Annotated in this window: 13 protein-coding genes and 2 pseudogenes; 8 read left to right on the top strand and 7 right to left on the bottom strand. The window is 61.1% G+C overall.

What is annotated here, in order from left to right; genetic code table 11:
- Positions 1-60 precede the first annotated feature (60 nt).
- From AC13RE_RS11655 to AC13RE_RS11625, 7 genes are read left to right on the top strand one after another with little or no spacing between them, the layout of a single operon-like run.
- Positions 61-1,371 carry an ABC transporter substrate-binding protein gene (locus AC13RE_RS11655; RefSeq protein ID WP_488563030.1) on the top strand — a complete coding sequence of 437 codons (1,311 nt, stop codon included), beginning with the start codon at positions 61-63 and terminating at the stop codon, positions 1,369-1,371.
- 7 nt (positions 1,372-1,378) lie between these two features.
- Positions 1,379-2,131 (top strand): ABC transporter ATP-binding protein, encoded by a 753-nt coding sequence (locus AC13RE_RS11650; RefSeq protein WP_488563029.1) that lies wholly within the window; start codon positions 1,379-1,381, stop codon positions 2,129-2,131.
- Positions 2,128-2,856: an ABC transporter ATP-binding protein gene (locus AC13RE_RS11645; protein WP_132721618.1), complete on the top strand. Its 729-nt coding sequence runs from the start codon at positions 2,128-2,130 to the stop codon at positions 2,854-2,856. Before AC13RE_RS11650 ends, AC13RE_RS11645 begins: the two co-directional genes overlap by 4 nt.
- Entirely contained in the window at positions 2,853-3,749 is an 897-nt protein-coding gene (locus AC13RE_RS11640; RefSeq protein WP_132721620.1) for a branched-chain amino acid ABC transporter permease, read from the top strand. Before AC13RE_RS11645 ends, AC13RE_RS11640 begins: the two co-directional genes overlap by 4 nt.
- Complete coding sequence (locus tag AC13RE_RS11635) at positions 3,746-4,765, top strand: branched-chain amino acid ABC transporter permease (protein WP_488563028.1); 1,020 nt, start codon at positions 3,746-3,748, stop codon at positions 4,763-4,765. Before AC13RE_RS11640 ends, AC13RE_RS11635 begins: the two co-directional genes overlap by 4 nt.
- Positions 4,766-4,803: 38 nt before the next feature.
- Positions 4,804-5,589: a coniferyl-alcohol dehydrogenase gene (locus AC13RE_RS11630; protein ID WP_488563027.1), complete on the top strand. Its 786-nt coding sequence runs from the start codon at positions 4,804-4,806 to the stop codon at positions 5,587-5,589.
- Positions 5,590-5,616: 27 nt separating this feature from the next.
- Positions 5,617-7,062 (top strand): aldehyde dehydrogenase, encoded by a 1,446-nt coding sequence (locus tag AC13RE_RS11625; protein ID WP_488563026.1) that lies wholly within the window; start codon positions 5,617-5,619, stop codon positions 7,060-7,062.
- A gap of 49 nt (positions 7,063-7,111) precedes the next feature.
- Here AC13RE_RS11625 and AC13RE_RS11620 read toward each other — a convergent pair.
- From AC13RE_RS11620 to AC13RE_RS11605, 4 genes and pseudogenes are all read right to left on the bottom strand, one after another.
- Positions 7,112-7,754: pseudogene (locus AC13RE_RS11620) on the bottom strand (DsbA family oxidoreductase).
- An 85-nt stretch (positions 7,755-7,839) separates the two neighbouring features.
- Complete coding sequence (locus AC13RE_RS11615; RefSeq protein ID WP_488563025.1) at positions 7,840-8,766, bottom strand: oxidoreductase; 927 nt, start codon at positions 8,764-8,766, stop codon at positions 7,840-7,842.
- 152 nt (positions 8,767-8,918) lie between these two features.
- Entirely contained in the window at positions 8,919-9,563 is a 645-nt protein-coding gene (locus AC13RE_RS11610; protein ID WP_488563024.1) for an NAD(P)-dependent oxidoreductase, read from the bottom strand.
- 94 nt (positions 9,564-9,657) lie between these two features.
- A pseudogene (locus AC13RE_RS11605) lies at positions 9,658-10,277 on the bottom strand (FMN-dependent NADH-azoreductase).
- An 86-nt stretch (positions 10,278-10,363) separates the two neighbouring features.
- Between AC13RE_RS11605 and AC13RE_RS11600 the strand changes: the two are divergent.
- Entirely contained in the window at positions 10,364-10,741 is a 378-nt protein-coding gene (locus AC13RE_RS11600) for a winged helix-turn-helix transcriptional regulator (RefSeq protein WP_132721632.1), read from the top strand.
- Positions 10,742-11,009: 268 nt separating this feature from the next.
- Here the strand turns inward: AC13RE_RS11600 and AC13RE_RS11595 are convergent, their stop codons facing one another.
- The 3 genes from AC13RE_RS11595 to AC13RE_RS11585 all read right to left on the bottom strand — a co-directional run bounded on the left by AC13RE_RS11595 (position 11,010) and on the right by AC13RE_RS11585 (position 13,904).
- Positions 11,010-12,017, bottom strand: coding sequence for an amidohydrolase family protein (locus AC13RE_RS11595; protein ID WP_488563023.1), 1,008 nt, complete (start codon positions 12,015-12,017; stop codon positions 11,010-11,012).
- A gap of 136 nt (positions 12,018-12,153) precedes the next feature.
- Positions 12,154-12,843: a type 1 glutamine amidotransferase domain-containing protein gene (locus tag AC13RE_RS11590; RefSeq protein WP_488563022.1), complete on the bottom strand. Its 690-nt coding sequence runs from the start codon at positions 12,841-12,843 to the stop codon at positions 12,154-12,156.
- An 11-nt stretch (positions 12,844-12,854) separates the two neighbouring features.
- Positions 12,855-13,904 carry an NAD(P)-dependent alcohol dehydrogenase gene (locus AC13RE_RS11585; RefSeq protein ID WP_488563021.1) on the bottom strand — a complete coding sequence of 350 codons (1,050 nt, stop codon included), beginning with the start codon at positions 13,902-13,904 and terminating at the stop codon, positions 12,855-12,857.
- Positions 13,905-13,947: the final 43 nt, after the last annotated feature.

The following is a 13,947-nucleotide window of genomic DNA, read 5'->3' as shown; positions in this document are numbered from 1 at the left end:
TCGGCAAAACACAAGGGAACACGGAGTTAAGAGGGCTCCGCAAAAGAGGGAGGGAATTGCATGACTGGTTTCAAGGGAAGGATTTCGGGCGTGGGACTGACACGGCGCGATTTTATGACCGCCGCTGCGGCCGGGACGAGCGCATTGGCCTTCGGCGGACGCAAGGCTTTTGCCGCCGATGACACGCTGAAGGTCGGTTTCATCAGTCCGCGCACCGGGCCGCTCGGTGGCTTCGGCGAAACCGATGGCTATGTGCTCGATCTCGCGCGCAAGGCGCTGGCCAATGGATTGCAGGCCGGCGGCAAGACCTGGAAGGTCGAAATTCTCGACCGCGACACGCAGTCCGATCCGTCGCGCGCCGGCCAGTTGGCAAAGGACCTGATCAACAACCAGGCGGTCGACCTGATGCTGGCGGTCTCGACGCCTGAAACCATCAATCCTGTCGCCGATGCCTGCGAGGCGGCGGGCGTGCCGTGCCTGTCGACGGTCATGCCATGGGAGGCCTGGTATTTCGGGCGCGGTGCCAAGCCCAGCGCGCCTTCGCCGTTCAAATGGACCTATCACTTCGGCTTCGGTGTTGGCGAGTTCCTGAAGACCTATATCTCGCAATGGAATCTGATCGAGACCAACAAGAAGGTCGGGGTCATGTATCCGAACGATGCCGATGGCAATGCCATCCGCGCCAATCTGGCGCCGGCGCTTGCCAAGGCCGGCTTTACCATCGTCGATCCCGGCGCCTATGAGACGGGAACTACGGATTTCTCTTCCCAGATCGCGCTCTTCCGTCAGGAAGGCGTCGAGATCTTCAACAGCTTCCCGATTCCGCCGGATTTTGCCGCCTTCTGGCGTCAGGCGGCGCAGCAGGGCCTTATCCAGCAGATCAAGATCTGCCAGGTCGCCAAGACCGGGCTGTTTCCGTCCGATATCGAGGCGCTCGGCGACCTCGGCGTCAATATCGCCAGCGCCGCCTATTGGCACAAGGCCTTCCCTTACAAGTCGTCGCTGACGGGCGTTTCCGGAGCCGAGCTTGCTGACGGCTACGAGGTGGCAAGCGGCAAGCAATGGACGCAACAGCTTGGCGCGAGCCTGGCGCTTATCGACGCGGGGTTCGATGCGCTCAAAGTCGCCTCGGATGCGAAGAGCAAGGAAGCCGTTGCCAAGGCCTTGAGCGCGCTGAAAACGACGACCATCGCCGGCAAGGTGGATTTTACCAGCGGTCCTGTCGCCAATGTCTCTCCAGGGCCGATCATCGGCACGCAATGGGTCAAGGCGCCGGCCGGATCGAAATTCGCGCTCGACTATGTCGTGACCGAACACGCCACCGATCCGAACGTGCCCGTTGCGGCCAAGCTCATCGCCTACAATGGGTAATGCTATCGTGCAGGGACAAGAAGGACATCGGCCGGGAGGCGAGTTTCTCTCGGCCAAGAGGATCCACAAGCGCTTCGGAGCGCTTGTGGTCCTCGAAAACCTCGACTTTTCCATGGGAGAAGGCGATGCCGTCGGCATCGTAGGCCCGAACGGCGCCGGCAAGACAACCTTGCTGAGCGCGCTGGCAGGCGCATTTCCGCTGAACGAGGGAACGATCACCTTCGATGGCCGGAATGTGACGGCTTTGACGGCCGCCGACCGTTGCCGGGCGGGTCTTGTCAGGACGCATCAGATTCCAAAACCGTTCAGCGGCATGACGACATTCGAGAATGTCTTTGTTGCCGCCGCGCACGGCAAGGCGTCGAGCCGCGAAGAGGCCTACGAGCGCGTTGTCGATTCTTTGCGGCTCTGTGGCATGCTCGGCGTCGCCAATCGCCGCGCCGACACGCTCGGCCTGCTCGATCGCAAGCGGCTTGAGCTGGCCCGCGCGCTTGCGACCGGTCCGCGCCTGCTGCTGCTCGACGAGATCGGTGGCGGGCTGACGGACGGCGAGGCAAGCGAACTCGTCGGCACCATTCTCGAACTGCGGCGGCGCGGCATCGGCATCGTCTGGATCGAGCATATCGTTCACATTCTCCTGCAGGTCGTCGAAAGGCTGATCTGCATGGATGCGGGCAAGATCATCGCCGACGGCGATCCGAAGGCGGTCATGAGCGATGCCGAAGTGGTGCGCGCCTATCTTGGAGGAACGCCCGCATGAGCATTCTTTCCATTCGCAATCTCGATGTCCGACATGGCCTTTTGCAGGCGGTGCGTGGCATCAGTTTCGATCTCGCCAAGGGCGAGGTGCTGGCGCTCGTCGGCGCCAATGGCGCGGGCAAGACGACGCTGCTGCGTTCCATCGCCGGTGCGCATCTACCCGATTCCGGCCAGATCCTGCTCGACGGCGAAGATGTCACGGCGGTTCCCTCGCACAAGCGCATCGCCAGGGGCATTGCGCTCGTTCCGGAAGGACGACGACTGTTCTCACAGATGACGGTCGAGGAAAATCTGTTGCTCGGCACCAGCGCCGGCCGTAAGGGTGAGTGGACGGTCGAGCGGGTCTTCGATGCCTTTCCGAACCTGAAGCCGCGGCGGCACGCCAAAACCAGCCATCTGTCGGGTGGTGAGCAGCAGGCAACGGCTATCGGGCGGGCGCTGATGAGCAATCCCGACATCCTGCTTCTCGACGAGGTCTCCCTCGGCCTGTCGCCGCTCGTCGTCGATCGGGTCTACCAGCAACTGCAAGGGCTATTGTCGTCGGGTACGACCATCGTGCTCGTCGAACAGGATTTGGCACGCGCTATGAGCGTCGCAACCCGTGTCATTTGCATGCTGGAGGGCGGTATCGTGCTCGACAGGCCGGCGAGTGGCGTAACGCGCGAGGAGGTGACCCGGGCCTATTTCGGCCTGCATCGGACGACAGCCGAGAGGAGCGTCTCGTGACCAACACCCTCATCCAAGGCATTCTGCTCGGCGGTTACTATGCCGTCATCGCCTGCGGCCTGTCCTTCATGTTCTCCGTCATGCGCATCATCAATCTCGCGCATGGCAGCCTTGCCGTTGCCGCCGCCTATGGCCTCTGGCTGCTGGCGGCGAAACTCGGCATTCCGCCCTTCGTCGGCCTGCTGATCGTGTTGCCTGTCATGGCAATCATCGGCTGGCTTCTGCAGCGCTTCGTGCTGGAGCGCAGCGCGCGCGGCGGAACATTGCTGCCGATCCTGACGACCTTCGGCCTGTCGATCGTTATCGATAATCTGCTGTTCGAACAATTCGGGGCGGATACGCGCTCGCTCGCGCCCTTCATCGGCAATCTCTCCTACGCGTCCTGGCAGCTGCCGGGTCACGTTTTCGTCGGCAAGCTTGCCGTCCTGATGATGGTGACAGCAATCGTGGTCATCGGCGGGCTGCAGTTCTTCTTGAGCCGCTTTGCACTCGGCCGTTCGATCCGCGCCACGGCGGAGGATCCAGATACAGCCGGCCTCGTCGGCATCGATGCGCGCCGCGTCAACGCTGTCGCGACTGCGATCACTATGGTCACGGTCGGTATTGCCGGTGCGTTTCTGGCCATGCGGGCGACCTTCAATCCCTATTCAGGCGGACCACAGCTGCTGTTTGCCTTCGAGGCAGCCGTTATCGGCGGCGCCGGTTCGCTCTGGGGAACTTTGCTAGGCGGCATCGTGCTGGGACTGGCGCAGTCGATCGGTGCCCAGATCCATCCACAGGGCTTTCTGATCGGCGGCCATATCGCCTTCCTTCTCGTTCTTTTCGTGCGGCTGCACCAGTTCGGCCTCCTGAGCCTCGGTAAAATCCGCCCACGTCTTCGGAGTCAATCATGAGTACGATCGAGCCTGGAATTTCAGTCGAGCGCTGGACTGCGTCCTCGCGAATGACCCTGGCTGCCATGATGCTGGCAATCGGCCTTCTCGCCGCTGTGCCCACCATCGCCAGCGCTGGCGTCACCGATCGCATGACCGCCCTCTTCATTTACGTGATCCTGGCGGCCATGTGGAATGCGCTCGCAGGCTTCGGTGGCCTTGTCTCCGTTGGCCAGCAGGTCTTCTTCGGACTTGGCGCCTATTTTACCATCCGTCTGGCAGATGCGGGGCTCGATCCGTTCGTTTCGCTCGTCGCCGCGGCAGTCGTCACCGGCGTCATATCGCTACTGCTCTCGTGGCTGATGTTGCGGCTGAAGGGCGGTGAGTTTGCCATCGGCATGTGGGTGCTGGCCGAGCTTGCGCATCTGCTCGTCAATCTTGATCGGCTCATTCAGGGCGAAACCGGAACCTCGCTGATTTCCCTGAACGCCTATGACAGCAGCACACGGCGCGTAGCGATCTATTGGCTGGCGCTGACGGCCATGATCGCCCTCCTGGGCGCGCTCTTTGCTTTGATGCGGAGCAGAGCTGGGGCGGCCATGCAGGCGATCCGCGATAATGAGGATGCGGCAACCTCCGTGGGCGTTCGCGTCGCGGCAACAAAGCGCCTGCTCTTCGTTCTTGCCGCTTTCGGCATTGCTGTTGCCGGTGGCCTGTGGCTGGCAACGGCGGTCACCTTCCAGCCCAAGACCTATTTCAGCGTGCAGTGGACCGCCTACATGATTTTCATGGTGCTGGTCGGCGGCATCGGCAAGTTCGAGGGCGCGATCCTCGGCGCTATTCTCTTCTTCATCGTCGAGACTGTCTTCGGCGGAGCGGGAGTTTGGTATCTGGTCGGCCTCGGCGCGACGGCGGTGCTCTTCTCCCTCTATTTACCGCGCGGCCTCTGGGGCGAAATCGAACGCCGCTTCGATCTGCAGCTTTTACCCGTGGGCTATCGACTGACGATTTCGGATCTCTTCAAGGCCAAACAATAGCGGCAGCATTCGCTGCATTTCATGGGAAAGGTAAAATCATGCTTTTCGGCAAGATCATCCTCATTACCGGCGTTGCCTCGGGCATTGGCGCGCGTGTCGCGGAGCTTGCGGGACAGATGGGGGCAGATGTCATCGGCGTCGATGTCCGGGAACCGTCATCGGCCATCAGCTCCTTCATCAAAGGGGATCTTTCGACCGCCGCTGGCGTCGAGGAAATAGTCAATCAACTGCCGAACCGCATCGATGCCTTGGCCAATGTCGCCGGCCTCTCCGGAAGCACCGGCGTCGCGGCGACACTGGCCGTCAACTTCTATGGTCTGCGCGCTCTTTCGGAAACTGTCGCACCTCGGCTGCGCGAGGGTGGAGCGATCGTCAACGTCGCCTCGATCGCCGGCTATGGCTGGCGCGCCAATCTGGAACGGGCAAAGACGTTGACTGCCATCCAGGGCTTTCCGGATGTGGCCTCTCTGGTCAGCGAGCACGGACTGAAGGACGAAGCGGGCTATCCGCTTTCCAAGGAACTGTTGCTGCTCTGGACGATGCGCGCAGCGCATCAAGGCCTCTTCAAAGATCGTGGCATTCGCGTCAATGCCGTCAGCCCCGGTCCGGTCGAGACGCCGATTTTGAAACAGTTCCGCGCCGTGCTCGGCGATGCCCGCGTCGACAGCGATATCACCCGTGTCGGCCGCGCCGGCACATCGGCTGATATCGCGCCCGCCATTCTGTTCCTTTGCTCGGACGGCGCGCGCTGGATCAACGGCGCCAACCTGCCGGTTGATGGCGGGTTGGAAGCCTCCATTAACGCCGACGTGCTTGGTTTTTGAAATACCATCCTCATCAGGAGACAAGAGATGAACATTTCCCTTCTCATCAACGGCGTCGACAAGCCGGCCGCCAGTGGCCGCACCTACGACCGTCGCGATCCGTTCACCGGAGAGCTGGCAAGCACGGCGCCGGCAGCAGGACCCGAGGATGTCGCCGCCGCGATTGAGGCTGCCTCCAGTGCCTTTTCCGCATGGTCGAGCACAGGCCCCGGACAACGCCGCACGATCCTGGCCAAGGCTGCCGATATCATGGATGCCAAGGTCGGCGAGTTTACCAAGCTGATGATGGAGGAGACGGGCGCGACGGCGCCGTGGGCCGGTTTCAACGTCATGCTCGCGGCCAATATCCTGCGTGAGGCGGCCGCCATGACGACACAGATCGGCGGCGAGATCATTCCGTCCGATAAGCCCGGTACGCTCGCCATGGGCGTGCGTCAGGCCGCCGGCGTCTGCCTTGCCATCGCACCCTGGAATGCGCCTGTGATCCTGGCAACGCGCGCCATTGCAATGCCGATCGCCTGCGGCAACACCGTGATCCTCAAGGCCTCCGAGCAGTGCCCCGGCACGCAGCGGCTGATCGCGACGACGCTGACGGAGGCGGGTCTACCTGCCGGCGTCATCAATGTCATCACCAATGCGCCGGAAGACGCGCCTGGGATCGTCGAGGCGCTGATTGCCCATCCCGCCGTTCGCCGTGTCAATTTCACCGGCTCGACGAAGGTCGGCAAGATCATCGCCGAGCTGAGCGGCAAGCACCTGAAGCCCGCTCTTCTGGAACTCGGTGGCAAGGCACCTCTGGTCGTGCTTGAGGACGCGGATATCGACGGCGCCGTCAATGCGGCGATCTTCGGCGCCTTCATGCATCAGGGCCAGATTTGCATGTCGACCGAACGCATCATCGTGCATCAGGCGATCGCGGATGCTTTCGTCGCCAAGCTTGCGGCGCGTGCCGCCGTTCTGCCAGCCGGCGATCCGCGCGGCCACGTTGTCCTCGGCTCGCTGATCAGCCTTGAGGCTGCCAAGAAGATGGAGGAGTTGATCGCCGATGCGCAGGCGAAGGGTGCCAAGCTCGTGGCCGGCGGCAAGCGTAACGGCACCGTGGTCGAAGCAACTTTGCTCGATTTTGTCACACCTGACATGCGGGTCTATTCGGAGGAATCCTTCGGTCCGGTAAAACCGATCATCCGCGTCGCAGACGAGGATGAGGCGGTGCGTGTTGCCAACGATACGGAATATGGCCTGTCGTCCGCCGTCTTCTGCCGCGACGTGCAGCGCGCGCTTGCGGTCGCGGGCCGCATCCAGTCCGGCATCTGCCACATCAATGGTCCGACCCTGCATGACGAAGCGCAAATGCCCTTCGGCGGCGTCAAAGGCAGCGGCTACGGTCGCTTCGGCGGCAAGGCAGCCATTGCCGAATTCACCGATCTCCGGTGGATTACCATCGAGGATCCGGCCCAGCATTATCCCTTCTGAGGGTCACGGCAGCCCTTCATGATCGCTGATGTACAAGAGGAGTTTGACATCAGGCGGACGCGGCGACACCAGCAGCCTCACGGATAGCGGCTGCAATCTCGTCTTCGCTGCGTCCCCCGTTGATAGCGGTGCGTCCGCCGAAGACGAAGTGAGGAACTGACCCGACTCCGGCCGCCATCGACCGGGCCGCCTCCTGCTCGACACGTCTATGTTGTTCGGGATCGAGCGCTATCGCGCGGGCTTCTTCGCGTTCGACCCCATAGGCAACGGCGATATCCGCGAGGACATCGCCGTCCGAGATGTTCTTTGCTTCCAGAAAGTAAGCATCGGTGATCGCGACGGCGAGCTGATGCTCGCGTGCCTCGCGCTTGCGCTGCAAGGATCAATCCGTGCGCTGCCTGCGTCCTGTAAGTCCAGGGCTGGCGGCTCAGGTCGAGGTCAAAGCCGGATATCCGCGCTTCGGCCTCCGGCCGACTGAATGCAGCCTTCGGATCCGTCACGCCATAGCGCGAGAGGAGAAGATCGGGGATGTAGAGGCCCTCCGCTGGCGCATCGGGAAGCAGAAGGACCGGGTGCTGACGGATATCCACGTCCAGCTCAGGGAAACGTTCGGCCAGAACCTTATCGAGACGGTGGTGCCCGATGATGCACCACGGGCAGCTGATCTCGGTGTAAAGATCGATTTGCAGCATTACGTTATCCTTCTGATCGTTGAATCGACAGTCTTGGATTGATCTGAGCCGCTTGGCGGCGACTGCGACGCTTTGTACATATAAGTCAGGACGCGCCATTGACGGGAGGCAAGGCGGGGTCGATCCCGGTCATCTTGACGGACACATCCCACAGTCGCCTGGCGAGCTGCGGATTTCTCGCCTCCTCAGAGGGAGCACCTTCACCGGAAGGACCCCGCAGCCCGGATAATCCCGTCGGCCCGTAGTAACCGCCAGGCTTTATACGTCCGGTCGCTGCGTGCAGCGCGCCCCAGGCGCCCATAGCGGGCGTGGCGAATAGCAAGCCGATCAGGGACATCGCTATGTTGCCCCACCAACTGCCGCGGGCGAGGTTCGTTCCGACAAGACCCGGATGGCAGGCTACCGCCGTTGCCAGCGCTCCTGCCGCTCGCAACCGCCGATCCAACTCGAAAACGAAGAGCAGGTTTGCAAGCTTGCTGGCGTTATAACGCGGCAGCCATTTGAAGCTCTTCTGCGCGTTGAGGTCGTCCCACTCGATCTCTGCGCCCTTATGGAGACCGCTGCTCGTGACGACGATGCGCGATCCGGGCGTTTCCATGAGCTTGGGCAGTAGCAGCGCGGTGAACGCGAAGCAGCCAAGATGATTGACGCCGAAGGTCTGCTCGAAGCCCTGCGCCGTGTGCTTCAGCGTTGGCCCCTGGACGCCGGCATTGTTGATCAGCACGTCAATACGTGGCTCCTTGGCGGCGAGTTCGGCTGCGCTCAACACACTCGCCAAATCCGCCAGGTCAAGCGGCAGGAACGCGAGATCAGCACCCGAAGTCTCTTGACGAATCCGACTCATCGCGGCCTTCGCCTTCGTTTCGTCGCGGCAGGCAAGCAGCACCCGCCCACGCCGCGCGGCCAGCGCGCTCGCCACCTCAAAGCCTATGCCGGTATTGGCCCCCGTGACAATAAAGCATCTGCCTAACTGATCGGGCACATCGGCCGTCGTAAATCCCTTGGATGACACAGATTTCTCCTTCCTTGCGACGCGCGTTTGGGTCTGTCGCTCCTGAATGCCGCACCGGATGCACTCGATGTTATGGGCCACTATGCCGAATCGAGTGGTGCATCGACGGCAATTGCAGCGCGCATGCCCGCAAATTGATGAACCATCTCTCCTCAGCTGCGATCGGCTATACCCGGCGCGGCGTGCACGAACTCCCTGGCTGCGACCTGATCGACCAGGAATTTCGCAAGGTTACCGCGGGACAGCTTCATGCCGAGCTTCGTCTTGCCGTACCAGCCGACGTCCACTTGACCTGTTGCGGGCCTATCCTTGAGGTTGGGAATCCGAACCAGGGTCCAATCGAGATGCGAGTTGCTCACCAGTTCGGCGGTCGCCTTGATGTCGTCATAGGCGTTGTGAACAATCAGCTTGAACAGCATGACGAATGCTTGCGACTTGAAGTCGAAACCGTCCTTCGGATCACGATAGGCGGCCGTCGAGATCTGAATGAGGCGACGAACGTTTAGCTCTTCCATGACAGAGATGATCGTGCCGAGGCCGCGCATGATCGGCCGCTTCTCGCGCGCTTTCAGACTGTTTGGCCCGAGCGAGCTGATGACAGCGTCTGCGCCCGCGACGCATGCTTTGATCGCTTCGCGATTGTTGAGGTCGCCGACGACGACCCCAATCTTGCTACCAAATGGAGAGAGCTTTCCGGCGTCACGCGTGTAGACGGACAGCTCATAACCTTGCCGGAGTGCCTCTTCGATAATGTGTCTTCCGGTTGGTCCGGTCCCTCCAAAGAGAGCAATCTTCATCTCATTTTCCTTTTCGTCTTCTGGCTGGTGCAGCGGCTCTGGCTGCCGACATGTGCGTGACCGCCCGCAGCCTGAGCAGCCGACCGGCCGGCCTTCAAACTGCCTTTTCCAAGACCGTACGAACCTGGACTTCGGCGGCTGCGATGGCGGCCTTGGCCGCCTCAGGGCCGAAGACGGTGCCTTCTACGCGGACGATTTCGACGTCGGTCAGGCCGATGAAGCCCAGGAGGTGGCGCAGATAGGCGGTCTGGAAATCAAAAGGGGCCCACTCGCCTTCCGCGAAGACGCCGCCTGCGGCAGCGACGAGATAGACCTTCTTGCCCGTCAGCAATCCCTGCGGCCTGCCGGCTTCGCTGTAACCAAAAGTCACGCCCGGCCAAGTGATATGATCGAACCAGGCCTTGAGCTGCGACGACAGGCCGAAATTGATCATGCCCGAACCAAGACGATCACGTCAGCAGCCTTCACCTCGTCGATGAGCTCCTCGGCAAGGCCGACCGCCTTGACCTGCTCGGGCGTGCGCGCCTCGGGAGCCGCGACGCGGCCGTTAATATAGGCTTGCGCGATATGCGGCAGTGGGTTGGCCGCCAGATCGCGAGTCATAAGCGTGCCGCCCAAGCGAGCCTTTAAGCCTTCGGCGATCTCGGTCGCAAAACGGGTGGACAGGCCTTCGGCGCCACGAGGGCTCGAGGTAACGAGGAGGATGTTGGTCATGGTTGCTCCGACGTGAATTGGGTAGTAAACTCTTGTTACCGACACTATTAAGGTAACCGCCATATCCCTCGCAAGAAGGCACTCTTATGACACTTGGTGACATTGATTTTCCTACCCCGAGCGAAGGTGACGACTGCCGGATGGTCCGGGAAATCCTCGATCTCGTCGGCGACAAATGGACCCTGTACATCATCGCAACGCTCAAGGATGGGCCAGTTCGCTTCAATGAACTGCGGCGTCGGATCGACGGCATCTCACAACGGATGCTGACGATTAACTTGCGCGGCCTCGAGCGCGACGGGTTGGTGAAGCGGACATTGTTTCCCACTATTCCGCCGCGCGTGGATTATGAATTGACGGATGTGGGACGGACGCTTCTTGCGCCAGTCATGGGTCTCGTGACGTGGGCGAACACCAATCAGGAGAACATCCAGGACGCTCGCGTCCGATATGACGCGAGCTAAGGCGCGTGGGGACAGCTTTGAGCCAGTATCTGGCGGCGGCGAGATGGACCATGCCGTGAAAGCTGTTAGGCAATTGGTCGGCTCACAGTCAACAAAACCGGATCCGTCTGATGGGAAGGGATAAGAACCGTCGGCCCGTTGTTTGGGTGTTAAACTCCTATCTCAACAACCAGATAACAATCTCTGCACTGTGCCTTTCGTTCCAGCTCAATATGGCTGAGGTGCCTCAGGTTCAGTGCTTGCCTGAGAGAGTCCGTATTGCTGCTAGTCAGATACCTGGATGGAGCGGGGCCCGAATCTCGGCACCGACTGCGGTCAAGTGCTCCCAGTTCCGATGAGCGAATTTCGCTTTGCTGGTATCATCCAACCCCAGCCTCGCAAGGAAACCGCGTGCATCGCCGCCCGGATGATACTGATAGGGATAGTCGGTCGAAAACAGGATGCGATCGACGCCGACAACATCGACCGCCTGCTGTAAATAAGCCGGGCTGAACATCCCGCTTGCAGTCAGATAAAGATTGCTGCGAACATATTCGATGAACGGCCGCTGGAGCTTGGACACCCGATCAAGCATGACAAGCCGCTCAAGATAGAAGATCACCAACTCGCCCCAGTGACCCAGAATTACCTGGAGGTTCGTATAGCGGTCGAAAACGCCTCCCAGGATCAGGCGCACGAACTGGATGCCAGCCTCCAAATGCCATCCGAGCGCGAATGTCGACAGCGCGAGATCGACGGGCGCGCCGAAGCCCGCATAATAGGAGTCGCGCACGCTCGTCTGCGGAATTTGCGGGTGGATCAGGAGCGGAACGTTGAGTTCGGCCGCGCAGGCGAATGTGGGCTCGAAGATCGGATGATCAAGATTTTTGTCGCCGACCCGTCCGAAAAGAACCGCACCCTTACATCCGAGTTGCTCGACGGATCGCCGCAATTCCGGCGCCGCCGCGTCTGCATCTGCGGATGGCAAAGCCGCCATCGCCTGAAAGCGCGATGGATTGGCAGCCACTGCCCCCGCCAGCAGATCATTGGCGCGGCGGGCGAGATCGATGCCGTGACTACCTAGATTGTTGAGACCTGGTGTCGTCAGGGAGAGAACCTGAACATCGACGCCCGTCTCATCCATCAGCGCCAACCGCTGCTCTCCGAGATCTGCGAGCCGCTCGCCGATTATACCCGGATTGAGGCCGAGCGTCCCGTCATCCGCGCCGGGTATGGTCTTCCACGCATCCTTCACCTCATCGGGAAGGACATGCTCTTCGATCGCGATGATCTTCATCTCTGAAACCCTTCAGTCAGTGTCATCTGCGGCGCCAGACGATGCGCCATGTTTCATCATGCCGCGTGGATGTGAGAATAAGCCAATCGCCTCGCGTAGGGGTTCCGTTGCTGGACCGAAGATGCGGAGATCGGCCTTATTGCTTCGCAGCCAACTGATCGACGAGAACCTGGCCGACGCCATGGGCGGAAGCCGGGTTCTGGCCCGTGATCAGGCGGCCATCGGTGACGACATTCTCCGACCAGTTGGGTGCCGGTTGATGCAGCGCCCCGCGCTGCTTGAGAGTGGTGGCAAGGAGATACGGCACCACCTTTGTATACTTGACCTCCGCCTCCTCCTCATCGGTAAAGGAGGCAAGCTTCTTGCCGGCGACGAGATAGCTGCCGTCGGACAGTGTCGCGTTCACCAGCGCGGCTGGGCCGTGGCAGACCGCGGAGACGATGCCGCCTGCTTCCCATATGTCACGGATGACATTTTGCACCGCCTTGTCGTCGGCGAAGTCCCACATTGTGCCATGACCGCCGGCAAAGAAGACTGCCGAGTAGCGAGATGGATCGAGATCCTTCAGGATCAGCGAGTCGGCAAGGGCGCTGCGGAAGTCCTTGTCCTTCCAATAATGGGCGTTGGCGGCATCGGATAGATCGAAGAAATCAATCGGCGGGTGGCCGCCGCGGATCGAGGCGATCTCGTATGGGATTCCCGCTTTGTCGAAGACCTGGAGGGGATGGGTGAGTTCGACCATGGCAAAGCCGGTCGGTTCGCCGCTGTCACCGCGGATCGGATGGCTGGTCACCACACACAGGATGGGCTTGATCGTGTTTGTCATATTCGGTTTCCTCAGGATTTGAGCGAGGTCACGTCGATGACGAAGCGATATTTCACGTCGCTCTTCAACATGCGCTCATAAGCTTCATTGATCTTCTGGATGGGAATGATCTCTATGTCCGAAACGATGCCGTGCTCCCCGCAGAAATCGAGCATTTGCTGGGTTTCCGGCACGCCACCGATGAAGGAGCCGGAGATCGCCCGGCGACCGCGCACCAGCCCGCCGGCGTTTACCGGCGTGCCAAGCAGCCCGAGATAGCCGACGAGAACGAGCACGCCTTCCAGCGTCAATGTCGGCATGTAGGGATTGACGTCATGATCGTAAGGAATGGTGTCGATGATGACGTCGAAGCGACCGGCAACGGCTTCCATCTGCTGCGCATCGCTCGACCGCACCACATGGTCCGCGCCGAGACGGAAGGCGTCTTCCTCCTTCCCGGCAGAACGCGTGAACAGGGTGACATCGGCCCCGAGCGCCTTGGCAAGCTTCAGAGCCATGTGGCCGAGCCCACCCAGCCCGATCACCGCGACCTTGCTGTTCTTGCCGACATTCCAGCGATGCAGCGGCGACCAGGTCGTGATGCCCGCGCAAAGCAACGGTGCGGCGCCGGCCGGATCGAGCCCGTCGGGCAACGACAATACGAACTTGTTACGCACCACGATCGAGTCGGAATAGCCGCCATAGGTCGGCGTACCATCCTGACGATCGCTGCTCGCATAGCTAAAGGTCGGCCCCTCGACACAGTCCTGCTCCCAGCCTTTGAGGCAGGGCTTGCAGCGCTGGCAGGAATCGACCATGCAACCTATCCCGACCATGTCGCCAGCCTTGAAGCGGGATACGCCCGTTCCGACCTCCCGCACCCGCCCGATAATTTCGTGGCCCGGCACGATGGGGTAGTTCGTGAAGCCGAAATGGTCGCGGACCATATGGACGTCGGTATGACAGACACCGCAATAGAGAATGTCGATAACAACGTCATCCGACCGTGGCGAGCGCCGTTCGAAGACGAAACGCTCAAGCGGTCCGGCGGCTGATCGAGCTGCAACGCCCAGTGCGTTCATGATTGCTTTCTCCGAGTTGTCGCGCCGGTGCGCAGGCTACCGG

Source organism: Martinezella sp. CNPSo 3959 (assembly GCF_057784355.1).
The sequence above is the reverse complement of the archived record's forward strand: the minus strand, read 5'-3'. Positions and strand labels throughout refer to the sequence as shown.

Bases quoted from the DNA above. Each gene is read 5' to 3' on its own strand.
- AC13RE_RS11655 (WP_488563030.1), top strand. From the start codon at position 61: ATGACTGGTTTCAAGGGAAGGATTTCGGGCGTGGGACTGACACGGCGC.
- AC13RE_RS11645 (WP_132721618.1), top strand. From the start codon at position 2,128: ATGAGCATTCTTTCCATTCGCAATCTCGATGTCCGACATGGCCTTTTG.
- AC13RE_RS11635 (WP_488563028.1), top strand. From the start codon at position 3,746: ATGAGTACGATCGAGCCTGGAATTTCAGTCGAGCGCTGGACTGCGTCC.
- AC13RE_RS11630 (WP_488563027.1), top strand. From the start codon at position 4,804: ATGCTTTTCGGCAAGATCATCCTCATTACCGGCGTTGCCTCGGGCATT.
- AC13RE_RS11625 (WP_488563026.1), top strand. From the start codon at position 5,617: ATGAACATTTCCCTTCTCATCAACGGCGTCGACAAGCCGGCCGCCAGT.
- AC13RE_RS11610 (WP_488563024.1), bottom strand. From the start codon at position 9,563: ATGAAGATTGCTCTCTTTGGAGGGACCGGACCAACCGGAAGACACATT.
- AC13RE_RS11600 (WP_132721632.1), top strand. From the start codon at position 10,364: ATGACACTTGGTGACATTGATTTTCCTACCCCGAGCGAAGGTGACGAC.
- AC13RE_RS11595 (WP_488563023.1), bottom strand. From the start codon at position 12,017: ATGAAGATCATCGCGATCGAAGAGCATGTCCTTCCCGATGAGGTGAAG.
- AC13RE_RS11590 (WP_488563022.1), bottom strand. From the start codon at position 12,843: ATGACAAACACGATCAAGCCCATCCTGTGTGTGGTGACCAGCCATCCG.
- AC13RE_RS11585 (WP_488563021.1), bottom strand. From the start codon at position 13,904: ATGAACGCACTGGGCGTTGCAGCTCGATCAGCCGCCGGACCGCTTGAG.